At 70.9% G+C, this 15348-nt stretch carries 15 protein-coding genes; 10 read left to right on the top strand and 5 right to left on the bottom strand.

All coding sequences use genetic code 11. The features are described 5' to 3' along the window. Positions 1–15 precede the first annotated feature (15 nt). The gene (gene miaB / locus ACJ7VY_RS05950) at positions 16–1446 is read left to right on the top strand and encodes a tRNA (N6-isopentenyl adenosine(37)-C2)-methylthiotransferase MiaB (protein ID WP_409476789.1); all 1431 of its coding nucleotides are present in this window, start codon (positions 16–18) and stop codon (positions 1444–1446) included. Positions 1447–1717: 271 nt separating this feature from the next. Here miaB and ACJ7VY_RS05945 read toward each other — a convergent pair whose 3' ends face one another. From ACJ7VY_RS05945 to ACJ7VY_RS05930, 4 genes are read right to left on the bottom strand one after another with little or no spacing between them, the layout of a single operon-like run. After that, positions 1718–2806, bottom strand: coding sequence for an ABC transporter permease (locus ACJ7VY_RS05945; RefSeq protein ID WP_409476562.1), 1089 nt, complete (start codon positions 2804–2806; stop codon positions 1718–1720). Continuing rightward, entirely contained in the window at positions 2803–3729 is a 927-nt protein-coding gene (locus ACJ7VY_RS05940; RefSeq protein ID WP_293757775.1) for an ABC transporter ATP-binding protein, read from the bottom strand. Before ACJ7VY_RS05940 ends, ACJ7VY_RS05945 begins: the two co-directional genes overlap by 4 nt. A 20-nt stretch (positions 3730–3749) precedes the next feature. Further along, the gene (locus ACJ7VY_RS05935) at positions 3750–4715 is read right to left on the bottom strand and encodes an HlyD family secretion protein (RefSeq protein ID WP_409476561.1); all 966 of its coding nucleotides are present in this window, start codon (positions 4713–4715) and stop codon (positions 3750–3752) included. Then, on the bottom strand, positions 4708–5412 hold the full coding sequence (locus ACJ7VY_RS05930; RefSeq protein WP_409476560.1) for a TetR/AcrR family transcriptional regulator: 705 nt from the start codon (positions 5410–5412) through the stop codon (positions 4708–4710). Before ACJ7VY_RS05930 ends, ACJ7VY_RS05935 begins: the two co-directional genes overlap by 8 nt. 200 nt (positions 5413–5612) lie before the next feature. On the opposite strand from ACJ7VY_RS05930, the gene ACJ7VY_RS05925 reads away from it, so the two are divergent. The 9 genes from ACJ7VY_RS05925 to ACJ7VY_RS05885 all read left to right on the top strand — a co-directional run bounded on the left by ACJ7VY_RS05925 (position 5613) and on the right by ACJ7VY_RS05885 (position 13765). Then, on the top strand, positions 5613–6596 hold the full coding sequence (locus tag ACJ7VY_RS05925) for a PhoH family protein (protein WP_313232848.1): 984 nt from the start codon (positions 5613–5615) through the stop codon (positions 6594–6596). Between the two features lie 450 nt (positions 6597–7046). Next, the gene (locus tag ACJ7VY_RS05920) at positions 7047–7172 is read left to right on the top strand and encodes a hypothetical protein (protein WP_409476559.1); all 126 of its coding nucleotides are present in this window, start codon (positions 7047–7049) and stop codon (positions 7170–7172) included. Positions 7173–7500: 328 nt separating this feature from the next. Continuing rightward, the gene (gene ybeY, locus ACJ7VY_RS05915) at positions 7501–7986 is read left to right on the top strand and encodes an rRNA maturation RNase YbeY (RefSeq protein ID WP_054664592.1); all 486 of its coding nucleotides are present in this window, start codon (positions 7501–7503) and stop codon (positions 7984–7986) included. 75 nt (positions 7987–8061) lie between these two features. Further along, a complete protein-coding gene (locus ACJ7VY_RS05910; protein WP_409476558.1) occupies positions 8062–8577 on the top strand; it encodes a hypothetical protein in 516 nt (171 codons plus the stop codon). A gap of 34 nt (positions 8578–8611) precedes the next feature. Continuing rightward, complete coding sequence (locus ACJ7VY_RS05905; RefSeq protein ID WP_240211498.1) at positions 8612–9184, top strand: hypothetical protein; 573 nt, start codon at positions 8612–8614, stop codon at positions 9182–9184. Between the two features lie 69 nt (positions 9185–9253). Next, positions 9254–10132 (top strand): HlyC/CorC family transporter, encoded by an 879-nt coding sequence (locus ACJ7VY_RS05900; protein WP_409476557.1) that lies wholly within the window; start codon positions 9254–9256, stop codon positions 10130–10132. Continuing rightward, positions 10129–11382 (top strand): DUF4105 domain-containing protein, encoded by a 1254-nt coding sequence (locus ACJ7VY_RS05895; RefSeq protein WP_409476556.1) that lies wholly within the window; start codon positions 10129–10131, stop codon positions 11380–11382. Before ACJ7VY_RS05900 ends, ACJ7VY_RS05895 begins: the two co-directional genes overlap by 4 nt. A 15-nt stretch (positions 11383–11397) precedes the next feature. Next, positions 11398–12408, top strand: coding sequence for a magnesium and cobalt transport protein CorA (locus tag ACJ7VY_RS05890; protein ID WP_233996323.1), 1011 nt, complete (start codon positions 11398–11400; stop codon positions 12406–12408). Positions 12409–12460: 52 nt separating this feature from the next. Next, complete coding sequence (locus ACJ7VY_RS05885) at positions 12461–13765, top strand: M24 family metallopeptidase (protein WP_409476555.1); 1305 nt, start codon at positions 12461–12463, stop codon at positions 13763–13765. A gap of 70 nt (positions 13766–13835) precedes the next feature. Here the strand turns inward: ACJ7VY_RS05885 and ACJ7VY_RS05880 are convergent, their stop codons facing one another. Then, entirely contained in the window at positions 13836–15203 is a 1368-nt protein-coding gene (locus tag ACJ7VY_RS05880) for an NAD-dependent succinate-semialdehyde dehydrogenase (RefSeq protein ID WP_313232834.1), read from the bottom strand. Positions 15204–15348: the final 145 nt, after the last annotated feature.

The following is a 15348-nucleotide window of genomic DNA, read 5'->3' as shown; positions in this document are numbered from 1 at the left end:
ACGCCCGCCTCCCCCCTGCCGAACACGGCGGTTTCCGCCGTGTCTTCCGTCGACATGAACACCCCCGAATTGATCCCCCTGCCCGGTGCCCGCGGTGCGGCCGCCGGCACGCCGGCGCGCGGCAAGCTCTACATCAAGACCCACGGTTGCCAGATGAACGAGTACGACTCGGCCAAGATGGCCGACGTGCTGGCGCAGGCCGAGGGCCTGGAGCTGACCGACAACCCCGAGGAGGCGGACGTGGTGCTGGTCAATACCTGTTCCATCCGCGAGAAGGCGCAGGAGAAGGTGTTCAGCCAGCTCGGCCGCTGGAAGGAACTCAAGGCCGGCGGCCGTGACGTGATCATCGGCGTCGGTGGCTGCGTGGCGTCGCAGGAGGGCGAGGCCATCGTCAAGCGCGCGCCGTACGTGGACCTGGTGTTCGGCCCGCAGACCCTGCACCGGCTGCCGGAGCTGATCCGTGCCCGCCGCGAGCAGAACCGCCCGCAGGTGGACATCAGCTTCCCCGAGATCGAAAAGTTCGACCGCCTGCCCGAGCCGCGCGCCGAAGGCCCTTCGGCGTTCGTGTCGATCATGGAAGGCTGTTCCAAGTACTGCTCGTTCTGCGTGGTGCCCTATACCCGCGGCACCGAGGTCAGCCGCCCGTTCGAGGACGTGGTGGTGGAGTGCGCGCAGCTGGCCGCGCAGGGCGTGCGCGAGATCAACCTGCTCGGCCAGAACGTCAATGCCTACCGGGGCCCGTACGGCGACGGCGAGATCGCCGACCTCGGCCTGCTGATCCGCACCATCGCCGAGATCGACGGCATCGGCCGCATCCGCTTCACCACCTCGCACCCGCTGGAGTTCAGCGACTCGCTGGTGGACGCCTACCGCGACGTGCCCAAGCTGGCCAATTACCTGCACCTGCCGGTACAGGCCGGCAGCGACCGCGTGCTCAGCGCCATGAAGCGCGGTTACACCGCGCTCGAGTTCAAGGCCAAGATCCGCAAGCTGCGCGCGGTACGCCCGGACATCTCGATCAGTTCGGATTTCATCGTCGGCTTTCCCGGCGAGACCGAGGCCGACTTCGAGAAGACCATGAAGCTGATCGAGGACGTGGGCTTCGACCAGAGCTTCTCCTTCATCTACTCGCGCCGCCCCGGCACCCCGGCCGCCGACCTGGAGGACACCACCCCCGAGGCGGAGAAGCACGCGCGCCTGTCGCGCCTGCAGGCGCACATCAACGCATATGCCGCCGGCATCTCCAGGAACATGGTCGGCAGCGTGCAGACCGTGCTGGTGGAGGGCACCTCGCGCAAGGACGACAACGAGCTGACCGGCAAGACCGAGAACATGCGCTCGGTCAATTTCCCGGGCCCGAAGCGGCTGATCGGCCAGTTCGTGGACGTGGTCATCACCGAGGCGCTGACCAACTCGCTGCGCGGACGCATCGTCACCCCGGACTGAGCCGCAGCCGGTTGCCACCCCGGGCTGCCGGTGCGCGCGGCCGCTGGCCAGTTCCTGGCCAGCCCGTGCGCCGTCTTGTGCGGCAACGGCCGCCGCGGCTTATCCACATGTTCGCCCGGGCCTCATCCACATCCGCTGTGGACAACCCCGCGCCACGTGGACAGATTTTCACCACCACCGGCAACCGCTTGCCACGCAAGGCGCGCGCGCAGCTATCCACAGGTTCATCGCGCGCGCATCCACACCCACGGTGGACAACCGCGCCGCATGCTCAGTCCAGCCGCTTGCGGAAGCGCAGGATCGCGCCTGCCATCATCACCGCACTGAAGACCAGCAGCGCCAGCGCATCGGGCCACAGCTCCCACAGGCTGGCGCCACGCAGCATCACCCCGCGCACCAGGCGCAGGAAATGGGTCAGCGGCAGCAGCTCCACCAGCCATTGCACCGGACGCGGCATGCCCGCGAACGGGAACATGAAGCCGGACAGCAGGATCGATGGCAGGAACAGGAAGAAGGTCATCTGCATCGCCTGGAACTGCGACTGCGCGCGGGTCGATATCAGCAGCCCCAGCGCCAGGTTGGCGACGATCAGCAGGCTGGCGGCGATGAACACATGCCACAGGCTGCCCCCAATGGGCACGTGGAAGCACCACGCGCCCAGTGCAAGCACCATGCTGGTCTGCACCAGCCCGACCACCACGTAGGGAACGACCTTGCCGACCATCAGCTCGGCGCTGGTCAGCGGCGTGGCGATCAGCAGTTCCATGTTGCCGCGTTCGCGTTCGCGCACGATCGCCACCGCGGTGAACAGCACCATGGTCATGGTCAGGATCACGCCCACCAGCCCCGGTACGATGTTGGTCGCCGAACTGCGCTGCGGGTTGTAGAAGGCGACCACGCTGACCGGGGTCGGCGCGAGCGGGTCGAACGCCATGCCGTCCAGCGGCATCCGCGCCAGCTGCGCGGCCGCGCTCTGCACCGCGTTGTCGCTGCCGTCGACCAGGATCTGCAGCGCTTCGCGGCCTTCGGCGCGGCGGCGCTCGTAGTCGGGCGGGATGACGATGCCGATGCTGATCTCGCCGCGGCGCATCGCGTCCACCAGTTGCTGCGGCGTCGCCACCTCCAGCGCCGGCGCCACCACGCCACTGGCCACGATGTCACGCGCCAGCATCCGCGAGGCCGAGGTACGGGCCTGGTCGGCGATGCCCGCGGACAGATCGCGCAGGTTGGTGTTGATGGCGTAGCCGAACAGCAGCAGCTGCATCACCGGGATGCCGATGATCATCGCCAGGGTGATGCGGTCGCGCCGCATCTGCCGCAGCTCCTTGCGCATCACCCCCAGCAGGCGGCGCAGCTTCATGCCTCGTCCCGGGCGGCAGCCGGCCGCTGGCGGGTCGCGGCGACGAACACGTCTTCCAGGCTGGCGGGCTGGGGCTGCATGCGCGCGGCGATGCCCGCCGCCTGCAGCGCTTCGGCCAGTGGCGCCTGCGCGGCACCGGGATCCAGCAGCACGCGCAGGCGGTTGCCGATCTGCGCCACGCTGGCCACGCCGGCGCAGGCCGCCAGCACCCGCGCGGCCTGCCGCGGCGGATCGGCGTCGACCACGAGCGTGCGCCCGGCCAGCCGCGCGGTGAGCTCGGCCGGGGTGCCGTCGGCCACCAGCACGCCACGGTCGAGGATGGCGATGCGGTGGCAGCGCTCGGCCTCGTCCATGTAATGGGTGGAGACCAGCAGGGTGGTGCCAGCATCGGCCAGCTCGAACAGCTTTTCCCAGAAATCGCGGCGCGATTCCGGGTCCACCGCGCTGGTGGGTTCGTCCAGGAACAGCAGTTCCGGTTGGTGGATGACCGCCGCGGCCAGCGCCAGGCGCTGTTTCTGGCCACCGCTCAGGGTACCGGCCAGCTGCTTCTGCCGGTCCTGGAAACGGTATTGCTCGACCAGCGTATCGATGCGCCGCCGCGCCTGCGCTCCCGGCAGGTCGTGCACGGCCGCCATGAACTCCAGGTTCTCGCGCACGCCCAGGTCGTCGAACAGCGAGAACTTCTGCGTCATGTAGCCGATGCGGCTGCGCAGCGCCTCGGCCTGCGCGGGAATGCGCAGGCCCAGCACCTCGATCTCGCCGGCGCTGGGCGTGAGCAGGCCGCACAGCATGCGGATGGTGGTGGACTTGCCCGAACCGTTCGGGCCCAGGAAGCCGTACACCTGCCGGCGCGGCACGTCCAGGTCGATGCCGTCCACCGCCCGCAGCGCGCCGAAGCGCCGGCTCAGGCCGCGCGCGCGGATCGCGACGCCGGCGCCGTCCATCAGCGCGCGCCCACCGCGGCGTCGGCCAGCACCCGTACCGGGGCCCCCACCGGCAGCGCCGCCGCGTCGCTGCCCAGGCTGATCTCAGCCAGGTAACTCAGGCGCTCGGCGTCCTGCCCGGTCAGCGCGAAGTACGGGGTGAACACCGGGTCGCTGCGGATCATGCGCACCCGGCCGGCGAACACCGGACCGGCCGGCTGCAGTTGCACCCGCAGCGGATCGCCTACCTGCAGCCGGTTGCGCAGCGCCTGCGGCAGGTAGACGCGCGCGTAAGGCGCCTCTCCCACCAGCAGCACCGCCAGCGGCGCGCCCGCCGCCGGCTGGTCGCCGAGCTTGTAGGGAAGGCTGTCGACGCGGCCGGCACGCGGGGCCACCAGGGTCAGCTTGTCCAGCAGCAGCGATTGCGTCGCGGCCGTGGCCTGGGCCGCCGCCAGTGCGGCCTCGCCCTGCGCCAGTTGCTCGCTGCGGCTGCCGTGCAGGCGTTCGTCCAGCGCCGCCGCGGCCTGCCGCACCTGCGCCTGTGCGCTGCGCGCGGCGGCCAGCGCGCGATCCAGCTCCGCCGGCGCCACCAACTGGCGCTGCGCCAGGGGCCGCAGTCGCGCAAGGTACGCCTGCGCTTGGCGCGCCTGCGCCTGCGCGGCGGCCAGCGCCGCGCGGGCCTGATCGATGTCTTCGCTGCGCGGGCCATGGCGCAGTTCCAGCAGTGCGGCGTCGCTCTGTTGCACCCGCGCCTGCAGCGCATCCAGCTGCGCCCGGGTCTGCGCCGGTTCCAGCTGCAGCAGCGGCGCCCCGGCGGCGACCCGTTGGCCTTCGCGCACATCCAGGCGCACGATGCGCTCGGACACCGGCGCCGGCACCGTCACCCGGTCCCATTCCAGCGTGCCCAGCGCCTGCGGCGCCTGCTGCGAACAGCCCGCCAGCGCCAGCACCAACAGCCATGCCACGGGGTTGCCCCGGTCATTCATGTTCCGGCTCCAGAACGCGCGTCAACACCGCCATCGCATGCCGCTGCACCGCATCGGCCCCCAGCTCCCCGGCGCCGAACAGCTGCTGCCAGATCGGCGCACTGGCCAGCGGGAACATCGTCAGCCCCACCATCGACACCACCAGCAGCCGCGGATCCAGCGCCGGGGCGAGCCGCCCGGCCTGTTGCGCGGCGCTCAACCGCTGCATCAGCAGGCGCGGCAGCAACGGCCCGGCCTGCTCCAGCATCATCCCGCGCAGGGCACCACCTTCGCAGAGGATTTCCCTTACCCACAGCGTCGGCAACCACGGATTGGCCGCCACCGCGCGGGTGATGCCGGCGACGAAGGCGGCCACCATCGCCGCCACGTCGTCGCCCGCCCCGCCCACCCCGGCATGGACCTCGGCCATCACCGGCCACAGCCGTTCGGCCACCACCGCCTGGCGCAGTTGCAGCTTGTCGCCGAAGTAATAGTGGAGCAGCGCCGGCGTCACGCCGGCGCGACGGGCGATGTCGCGCAGCGAGGTGGCGCCGATGCCCTGCGCGACGAAACAGGCCAGCGCCGCGTCCAGCAGCCGTTCCCGCAGGTCGACGGCATCGGCGCCGGGCCGCCGCCCCGGTGCGCGCCGGCGCGGCGTGCGCGCAGGCGCGGCGGGCTTGGCGGTAGCGGTGGGTGTCGTGGACCGGGAACGTTTCATCGCCACATTTAATTCAACGAACAATTAAATTTCAATGATGATCCGGTGCGGTCCTCCCGGTCGGTCACCTTCGCGCCACACCCCCCAGCCATCGGAAAGCCCGCCACCGCCCCGGACAGCGCGCGGACCGGAAGTGAGAAGATGCCCACCCTCGCCCCGGCGGCATTGATACCGGGCGCTCCGGCACCATTTCTGGACCCATGACTGCGACCATCCACCACGATTTCACCCTCGACCCGGCCGACAACGAGCGGCTGGCCAACCTCGCCGGCCCGTTCGACGAGAACCTGCGCCAGATCGAGCTGCGCCTGGGCGTGCAGATCGCCAACCGTGGCAACGTGTTCCGCGTCAGCGGCCCGGGCAAGGCCGCCGGCGAAGCCGAGCGCCTGCTCAAGGCGCTCTACGACGAGGCCGCCGGCACCACCCTGGACAGCCACGCCATCCACCTGCTGCTGAGCCGCGCCAATGTCGAACAGGTGGCCGAGCACGCCTATGAGGCGCAGGACGTGGCGATCAAGGTCAAGCGCGGCACCGTGCGCGGCCGCGGCCAGAACCAGTCGCGCTACCTGCACCAGATCGCCACCCACGACATCAACTTCGGCATCGGCCCGGCCGGCACCGGCAAGACCTTCCTGGCGGTGGCCATGGCGGTGGAGGCGCTGAACGAATCGCGCGTGCAGCGGCTGATCCTGGTGCGCCCGGCGGTGGAGGCCGGCGAGAAGCTGGGCTTCCTGCCCGGCGACCTCACCCAGAAGGTCGACCCCTACCTGCGCCCGCTGTACGACGCGCTGTACGAGATGCTGGGCGTGGAAAAGGTCGCCAAGCTGCTGGAGAAGAACGTCATCGAGATCGCGCCGCTGGCGTACATGCGCGGGCGCACGCTCAACGACGCCTTCGTGATCCTGGACGAAGCCCAGAACACCACCATCGAGCAGATGAAGATGTTCCTGACCCGGCTGGGCTTCGGCTCGACCGCGGTGGTCACCGGCGACCTCACCCAGACCGACCTGCCCAAGCACGTCAAATCCGGGCTGCGCGACGCCATCGAGGTGCTGCGCGACGTCGAGGGCGTGAGCTTCACCTTCTTCGAATCGCGCGACGTGGTCCGCCACCCGCTGGTGGCGCGCATCGTCAGCGCCTACGACCGCCGCGACCTGCAGCGGGTCAACCCCGCGGCCGGGTAACGGCCAGCATGCCCGGCACCGACCCGCACGGGAGGTGCCATGGCCCTTCCGCGTGCGTTGTCACCGGGGGGGCTGTTGGCCGTTGCCACCGGAAGGCCCCCGGCGATGCGTACACCTGCCTGCCAAGCGGCTGCGACGGTCGCGCCCGGGCGGGCCGGCGATTTCGAGCGCGAAGGAAGCCGCTTCAACCTGCAACGGGAACATGCGCGCGCGGGATTCCGCCATGCGCTGCAGAATCACCCGCAGGTCCGCGTCGACATGCAGGTCGATCCGGCCCGATGGCGCAGGCCGCCGCGACCGGGGGCGGCATGGCAAGCCTTCCGCCAGCACCTACGACGGTGACCGGCACGCAGGGCAGCCAACGCGGTTGCGCGGACTGCGGTGCGGCCCCGCTTCCGCGCCGCAGCCGGAGACGGGCGACACGCCACTCGCCGCACCATCGACCCGGCGGTGCTCACGGCCAAGGCCGAGGCCGGGCAACCCGCTGGGCACAAACCGCAGCTGGGCATGCGCCTGCCGCCGCCGGACTGGCTGCCGGATTCCTACGGCTACCGGTTCTACAAGCAGTTCAATTGATTCACGCTGCGCGCCTCGGCCGCGCAGGCGCGTATTCGGCCGGGTGAATCCAACGTGCTGGCCGACCCGGCCGCGCGCGCGGGCCCCGGCGTTGCAGGTCGCCAACGACCACGCCGACGACACCCTGCATGACTCCACCGTGGCGGCGCCGGAAGCGCCACACCGGGGCACCGGATCACCGCGCTGCCGGAGAAGCCGGCATCGTCGACCGGTGCGACAGCGCCGCGTGCGCGGGAATCGCCCTCGACGCGGCCCCGTGGAAGTCGCGGTGAAACGGCATGCGCGCGATACTGTGCGTCTCCGCACTGCCTGATCGCTGGAACCTGCCATGACCAAGGGCCCCGTCCGTCTCGATGTCGCCGTCAGCTACGCCCTGCCCCGCGCCGGGTTGCCGGCCGCGGTGAGTTTCCGGCGCTGGGTCGCCGCGGCACTGGAGGGGCGGATCCGCGAGGCCGACCTGGCGATCCGCCTGGTCGATGCCCGCGAAGGCCGCTCGCTGAACCGCCACTACCGCGGCAAGGATTACGCCACTAACGTGCTCAGCTTTCCGGCCGAGATTCCCGAAGGACTGCCCAAGGGCGTCAAGTTCCCGCTGCTCGGCGACCTGGTGATCTGCGCGCCGGTGGTGGCGCGCGAAGCCGGTGAGCAGCGCAAGGCGCTCAACGCGCACTACGCGCACCTGACCGTGCACGGCGTACTGCACCTGCTCGGCTGGGACCACGAGGACGACAAGGAAGCCGAGGCGATGGAACAGCTCGAGCGCGAGATCCTGGCCGAGCTGGGCATCGCCGACCCCTACGCCGGCGAGCGCTGACCGCCACCCCCCGGGTTGAAACCGGCGGCGATCCATCATTCAATCGCGTCAGCCACCGCCACGGAGTCATTCAGGATGAACGACCACACGCAGGCCCCGCTTCCATCCGCTCCACGCCATCGCATCGGGCAGGTCGTGCGCCTGCTGTCCGCCACGGTGTTCCTGGTGTCGTTCGTGGCCACCTGTTATCTGTCGCTGCTTGCGCCTGTCATCGGTCCGCGCACGATTCCCGACACATGGGCGCTGGCCGTGGTGGTAGTGGCGCTGTTGACGGCGCCGCTGGGCTGGCGCGCGATCGCCCGCCTGTTCACCGGGCGCCCGGTGGCAACGCTGCGGTTCTTCCGTGCATCGCCGCTGACGCTGGGCCTGGCGTTCGCGCTGGCGGCGGCGTACTTCGCCCTGGCTCCGCGGCTCGATGCGGCCCAGGCGGCATTCACCCTTTCCATCAACACGGCGCTGGTCCTGCAGGCGATCGGCGCGGCGGCAACGCTGCTGGCGCTGTGCACGCTGCTGGCGGTTCCGCTGATCCTGCTGGGGCGCCTGCTGGGTTGGGGCGGCGGCTGGCTGTGGCGGCGGATGAGCGCGCACTGATAACGTGGGGGCCCCTGCGACCCCCCTGCCCCTCGTGCCCACGATCCGCCCGCTGCCACTGCTGCTCGCCGCCGCGCTGCCGGCCACCGCATCCGCCGCCCCGGCCATCGACCTGCCCGCCCTGATCGAGTGCCGCCAGAGCGTGAGCGAGTTCGTCGCGCTGGCGCCGATCGCCGCCGATCCGCTCAAGGCGGTGGCCCTGGGCTGGCGGCCGCTGCCGCAGAGCAACCTGTTCATGAACGAGTACATGCTGAACACGCCGGTGACCGTGTTCGGACATACGTCCGACCATATCGCCATGGCCGGCTCCAGCATCATGGCGATCCTCGACCTGGCCGATCCGCGGCCGCTGGCCACGGCGCTGGAGCTGGAAACCGGCTACGACGCCGACGGCAAGTTCATGGCCGGCCGCGAACTGGTCAGCCGCGACGTCAACGACGCCAGCACCGGCGAGGCGCTGATCGAGTCGGTGATCCTGAGCGTGTCCAACGTCAAATCGCACCCTGGGAAGACCTTGGCCGGCTGCACCTACAGCCTGGATCTGCCGGCCGAGAACGAGCTGCCGGCCCCCGCCGCGGGCGCCAAGGCGGACACGCCGCCGGGCTGAGCGGGCGCGCGCGGACATCCTGCTAGACTTTCCGCACCGCCCGGTCCGCCGGGTGCCCTGAACGAAGAGATGTCCGAAGACGACAGTAGTACCCCCCCGGAGCTGGGCGAAAAGAAGCGCGGCTGGCTTGAACGCCTGAGCGCGGCCTTCTCCGGCGAACCCCATACCCGCGACGAACTGGTGGCCGTGCTGCAGACGGCCGAGCAGGACGGCCTGATCGCCGCCGACACCCTGCGCATGATGGAAGGCGCCATCGCGGTGGCCGAGCTGACCGTCGGCGACGTGATGATCCCGCGCTCGCAGATGGTGTCCCTTCCGGTCGAGCAGCCGTTCCTGGAACTGATGAAGCAGGTGGTCGAGTCCGGCCATTCGCGCTTCCCCGTGCACGGCGAGAACAAGGACGACGTGCTCGGCATCCTGCTGGCCAAGGACCTGCTGCGCGGCGTCGTCGCCGACAACAGCCACGCCAGCATCCGCGAGCTGCTGCGCCCGGCGGTGCTGATCCCCGAGTCCAAGAAGCTCAACGTGCTGCTCAAGGAGTTCCGGCTCTCGCGCAACCACATGGCGATCGTGGTGGACGAGTACGGCGGCGTCGCCGGGCTGGTCACCATCGAGGACGTGCTGGAGCAGATCGTCGGCCAGATCGACGACGAGCATGACGAGGCCGAGGACCACACCGCGCAGATCGCCATCCAGGCCGACGGCCGCTACGTGGTCGACGCGCTGACCGCGATCGAGGACTTCAACGAACGCTTCGGCGCGGGGTTCTCCGACGACGACTACGACACCATCGGCGGGCTGGTCACCGAGGCCATCGGCCACCTGCCCGAGATCGGCGACGAACTCACCCTGGACCGTTTCGTGTTCCGGGTGGCGCGCGCCAACGCGCGGCGGGTGCAGGCCTTCCACGTCAGCGTGCTGCCGCCCGACCCGCAGGACGACGCTTGATCGCCGCGGGTCTTTTCCGGCGGCCGCGTCCCGCCCTGCCGCTCGCGCGCCTGCTGGCGTGCGCACTGCTCTGGCTGCTGGTGGCCGGCGTGGCATCGGCCGCAGCCGCGCCCGCCGCCGATGCCGCGGGCAGCGCGCCGCGCATCGGCGTGGTGACGATGCAGCCGGGCGAGGTGTTCTTCGAGCGCTTCGGCCACGACGCGCTGGTGGTCGCCGAGCCCGGCGGCGGCCCGGCCATTTCCTACAATTTCGGTTTCTTCGACCCGTCCGAGCCGGACTTCATCGGCAACTTCGTGCGCGGGCGGATGATGTACTACCTGGTCGCACTGCCGCTGGACGAGGACCTGGCGCAGTACCGCGACGCCGGGCGCGGCGCCTCCATCCAGTGGCTGGACCTGCCGCCGCAGCAGGCGCGGGCGCTGGCCGACGACCTGGCCGAGCGCTCCCGCCCGGAGAACGCGCGCTACCGCTACGACTACTTCACCGCCAACTGCTCGACGATGGTGCGCGACGCGCTCGACCGCGCCATGGGCGGCGGCCTGCGGTCGCAGCTGGCCGGGCGTTCGCGCGGCAACACCTACCGCAGCGAAGCGGTGCGGCTGGCCTCGCCGTCGCCGTGGATGTGGCTGGGCTTCGACCTGGGCCTGGGCCCATGGGCCGACCAGCCACTGTCGCGCTGGCAGGAGGCGTTCGTGCCGATGCGCCTGGCCGACGGCCTGCGCGAGGCCCGCAACAGCCAGGGACGCCCGCTGGTGCAGGCCGAACAGGAACTGCTGCCGCAACGGCTGGCGCCCGAACCGGGCGAGCATGACCGCGCCTGGTGGCCGTGGCTGCTGACCGGGCTGGTCCTGGCCGGCGGGATCTTCGCCGCGCGCGGCCACCGGCGCGTGCTCGGCGGCGTCGCGCTGCCGTTCTGGCTGTTCTGCGGCGTGGCCGGGGTACTGCTGGCCTACCTGTGGGGCGCCAGCGAACACCGCGCCGCCTGGGGCAACCGCAACCTGCTGCTGCTCAATCCGCTGGCGCTGGCCCTGCTGCCGGGCGCCTGGCAACTGCTGCGCGGGCGCCTGCCGGGCCGCGCGTTCGGCGCGCTGCTGTGGACGCTGGCCGGCATCGCCGCGCTGTCGCTGCCGCTGCATTGGCTGTCGCTGCAGGCCCAGTTCAACATGCAGTGGATCGTGCTGCTGCTGCCGGTCCACCTGGCGCTGGCCCTGGTGCTGGGCCGGCGCGGCTTGGCGCCTGTGCCGGGCTGAGGCACGATGCAGCCCATGGACCTCGGTATTTCCCCCATGGCGGCGGCCAACCCGCCCTGCGTCATCAACTGCACCTGGTACGGCGAGGACGGCACGCTGCGCAACCTGGCGCTGGATTCGATCAGCGACGTGCTCGAAGCCAGCAGCCGCGGCTTCGTCTGGGTCGGCCTGTACGAACCCGACGACGCGGTGCTGGACAAGGTGCAGGCCGAGTTCGGGCTGCACGACCTGGCCATCGAGGACACGCGCAAGGCGCACCAGCGGCCCAAGGTGGAGACCTACGGCGACTCGCTGTTCGTGGTGGTGCACACCGCGCAGGTGGTCGAGGAGCGCATCCGCTATGGCGAGACCCATGCCTTCCTCGGCCCGCGCTACCTGGTGACCGTGCGCCATGGCGCCTCGCTGTCGTACGCGCCGGTACGCGCGCGGCTGGAGCGCGAGCACGACCTGGTGGCCCGGGGGCCGTCGTTCTGCCTGTATGCGGTGCTCGACGCGGTGGTGGACAACTACCTGCCGATCACCGACAGCTTCGGCGATACGCTGGATTCGCTGGAGAAGGACATCTTCGCCGAGAACTACCGGCGCCGCACCGTCATCCGCCTGTACGACCTCAAGCGCGAACTCAACAAGATGCGGCTGGCGGTCACCCCGCTGCAGGACGCGCTGTCGCAGCTGCAGCGCAATCCGGCGCAGCTGCTCAACGACGAGGCACGGCTGTACCTGCGCGACGTGCAGGACCATGCCGCGCGGGTCAACGACGCCATCGACACCCTGCGCGAGATGCTCGGCACCGCGCTGAGCGTGAACCTGTCGCTGGTCACCCTGGCGCAGGGCGAGACCGTCAAGCGGCTCGGCGCGTGGGCGGCACTGCTGGCCGCGCCGACCCTGATCACCAGCTGGTACGGCATGAACTTCACCCACATGCCGGAGCTGGCCGGACGCTTCGCCTACCCGCTGCTGGTGCTGCTGGTCGGCGCCGTCTGCGCGGTGCTGTACCGGCTGTTCAAGCGCTCGGGCTGGCTGTAGGCCCGGGCCGCCCGCGGCCCTTCCCATCCTTCATTGCCCTGCGGGGAACAGCATGCGCGACGACACCCTTTCCGACCACCGCCGCCGGCGTTTCCTGCGCGGCTCGCTGGCTGCCGGCGCGGTGGCCCTGCCACTGCTGGGCCAGTCCGGCGGCGCGCTGGCCGCCGATGGCCAGGGCGATGCGCCGACGCTGCCCGCGTCGATCCGCGCGCTGCAGCCGGTGGCGCAGCGGGTGGTACCGATCAGCGTCGACGAGCGCGTGCAGCGCCTGGCACGCGCGCAGGCGCTGATGGACCAGCAGCGGATCGACGCGGTGTTCATCGGCGCCGGCACTTCGCTGGCCTATTTCACCGGCATGCACTGGTGGAACAGCGAGCGCCTGACCGGGGTGATCCTGCCGCGCACCGGCGAGCCGGTCTATGTGACCCCGGCGTTCGAGCGCAGCCGCACGCTGGAGCAGATCAAACTCGGCAGCGACGTACGCGGCTGGCAGGAAGACGAGGACCCCTACGCGCTGGTCGCGCAGGTGCTGCGCGGTTTCGGCGCCGCCAGCGGCACGGTCGGCATCGAGGAAACGGTGCCGTTCTTCCGCAGCCGCGGGATCATGAACGCCCTGCCCCATGCCACGTTCGTGGATGCCTGGCCGGTCACCGCCGGCTGCCGGCGCATCAAGAGCGCGGCCGAACTGGCGCTGATGCGGCTGGCCAACCAGACCACCCTGGCGGTGTACGAAGCGGTGTGGAAGGCGCTGGCGCCGGGCATGACCGGGGACGACATCGCCGCGCTGGTGACCCTGGCGTATGCGCGCACCGGCCTGCGCGGCAGCGCCGACGTCAACATCGGCCCCGCCGCCGCCTCGCCGCACGGCTCGGATGCACCGCAGCGGCTGACCGAGGGCACGCCGGTCATCTTCGACGGCGGCTGCCGGGCCGACGGCTACACCAGCGACATCACCCGCACCGTGGTGCTGGGCAAGCCCGGCGATGACGTCCGCCGCGTGTTCGACGTGGTGCTCAAGGCGCAGACCAGCGCGCTGCGGGCAGCGCGCCCCGGGGTGGCGATGGAAGCGCTGGACGCGGCCGCGCGCAGGGGCATCGTCGATGCCGGCTACGGGCCGGACTACACCTACTTCAGCCACCGCCTCGGCCACGGCATCGGCATGGACATGCACGAGTGGGATTACCTGGTCCGCGGCAACACCCGCCTGCTCGAACCCGGCATGACCTTCAGCAACGAACCCGGGATCTACCTGCCCGGCAGGTTCGGCGTGCGCCTGGAGGACATCCTGCACATCACCGCCGACGGCGCCGAACTGCTGACCCCGCAGAGCCCGTCGATCGACCAGCCGTTCGGTTGAACCGTAGAGGCGGGGCTTGCCCCGCATGCGGCTTCACCGGGAAGCCCCCTGTACGGGGCAAGCCCCGTACCTACGCCACGTAGACGGTCTTGATGTTGGTGAACTCGCGGATGCCGTGCTCGGCCAGTTCGCGGCCGAAACCCGAGCGCTTGGTGCCGCCGAACGGCAGCCGCGCGTCGCTCCTGACCACGGCATTGACGAACGCCGCGCCGCACTGCAGCTGCGCGGCGACCCGCTCGCCGCGCGCGGCATCGCCGCTCCACACGCTGCCGCCGAGCCCGAACGCGGTGTCGTTGGCCACCCGCACCGCCTCGGCTTCGTCCTTGACCCGCAGGATCGCCGCCACCGGCCCGAACAGCTCCTCCTCGTAGGCCGGCATGCCCGGCGCGACGTGGTCGAGGATCGACGCCGGGTAGCCGGCATGGGTACCGGCCAGCGGCTCGCAGCCCAGCAACGCCCGGGCGCCCTGGTCGATGCTCTGGCGCACCTGCCGGTGCAGGCCGTCGCGCAGGTCGGCGCGCGCCAGCGGCGCCAGCGTGGTGGCCTCGTCCTGCGGGTCGCCGTACACCCGTGCCTTCGCCGCCTCGACGAAACGCTGCACGAAGCCATCGGCGATGGCATCCACCAGCACGAAGCGCTTGGCGGCGATGCAGGTCTGCCCGGCATTGTCGAAGCGCGACTTCACCGCCGCGGCGACGGCGGCGTCGAGGTCGGCGTCGTCCAGCACCACGAAGGCGTCGCTGCCGCCCAGCTCCATCACGCACTTCTTCAACTGGTCGCCGGCGTTGGCGGCGATCGAGCGCCCGGCGCGCTCGCTGCCGGTCAGGGTGACCGCCTTGACCCGGCCATCGCGCAGCACGGCGGCCGCCTGCTCGTTGTCGATGTGCAGCACGCCGAACACCCCGGCCGGCATGCCGGCATCGGCCAGCACCGCGGCGATCAGGTCGGCGCAGCCGGGCACGTTGCTGGCGTGCTTGAGCAGCGCCACGTTGCCGGCCATCAGCGACGGCGCCAAGAAGCGGAACACCTGCCATATCGGGAAATTCCATGGCATCACCGCCAGCACGCAGCCGATCGGCGGGTACACCACGTAACTGCGCTGCGCCTCGGTCGCGATCGGCTGCGGGCTGAGGTAAGCGGCGGCGTGGTCGGCGTAGTACTCGCAGGCCGCCGCGCTCTTCTCGATCTCGGCCAGCGCCTCGCCGCGCAGCTTGCCCATTTCCCGGGTCATCGCGTGCTGGATCTCGTCGCGGCGCGCGCGCAGCGCCGCGGCCACCTGGCGCAGCAGCGCGCCGCGCTGCGCCAGCGGCAGGCCCGACCACGCCGGGAACGCCGCCTGCGCGGCGGCCAGCCGCTGTTCGACGGCGACGGCGCTCATCAGCTCGACCGTGCGCACAACGCGGCCGTCGAAGGGGTTGAGGGTCTGGTACGAAGTCATTGCGCTGCACCTGCATCCAACGAAGGCCCGCAGGATAGCGCCGGTGACGTTGCGTTCGCGTTGACGGGTTTGGTGCCGAGCAAGCCGGCGCTTACGGCGCAGGGCCGCCGCAGGCACCGCGGATGCGGGGCTGGCCCGCATGGCC

It is taken from the genome of Stenotrophomonas sp. Y-13, from assembly GCF_046267925.1.
GTDB classification, from domain to species: domain Bacteria; phylum Pseudomonadota; class Gammaproteobacteria; order Xanthomonadales; family Xanthomonadaceae; genus Stenotrophomonas; species Stenotrophomonas acidaminiphila_A.
The sequence above is the reverse complement of the archived record's forward strand: the minus strand, read 5'-3'. Positions and strand labels throughout refer to the sequence as shown.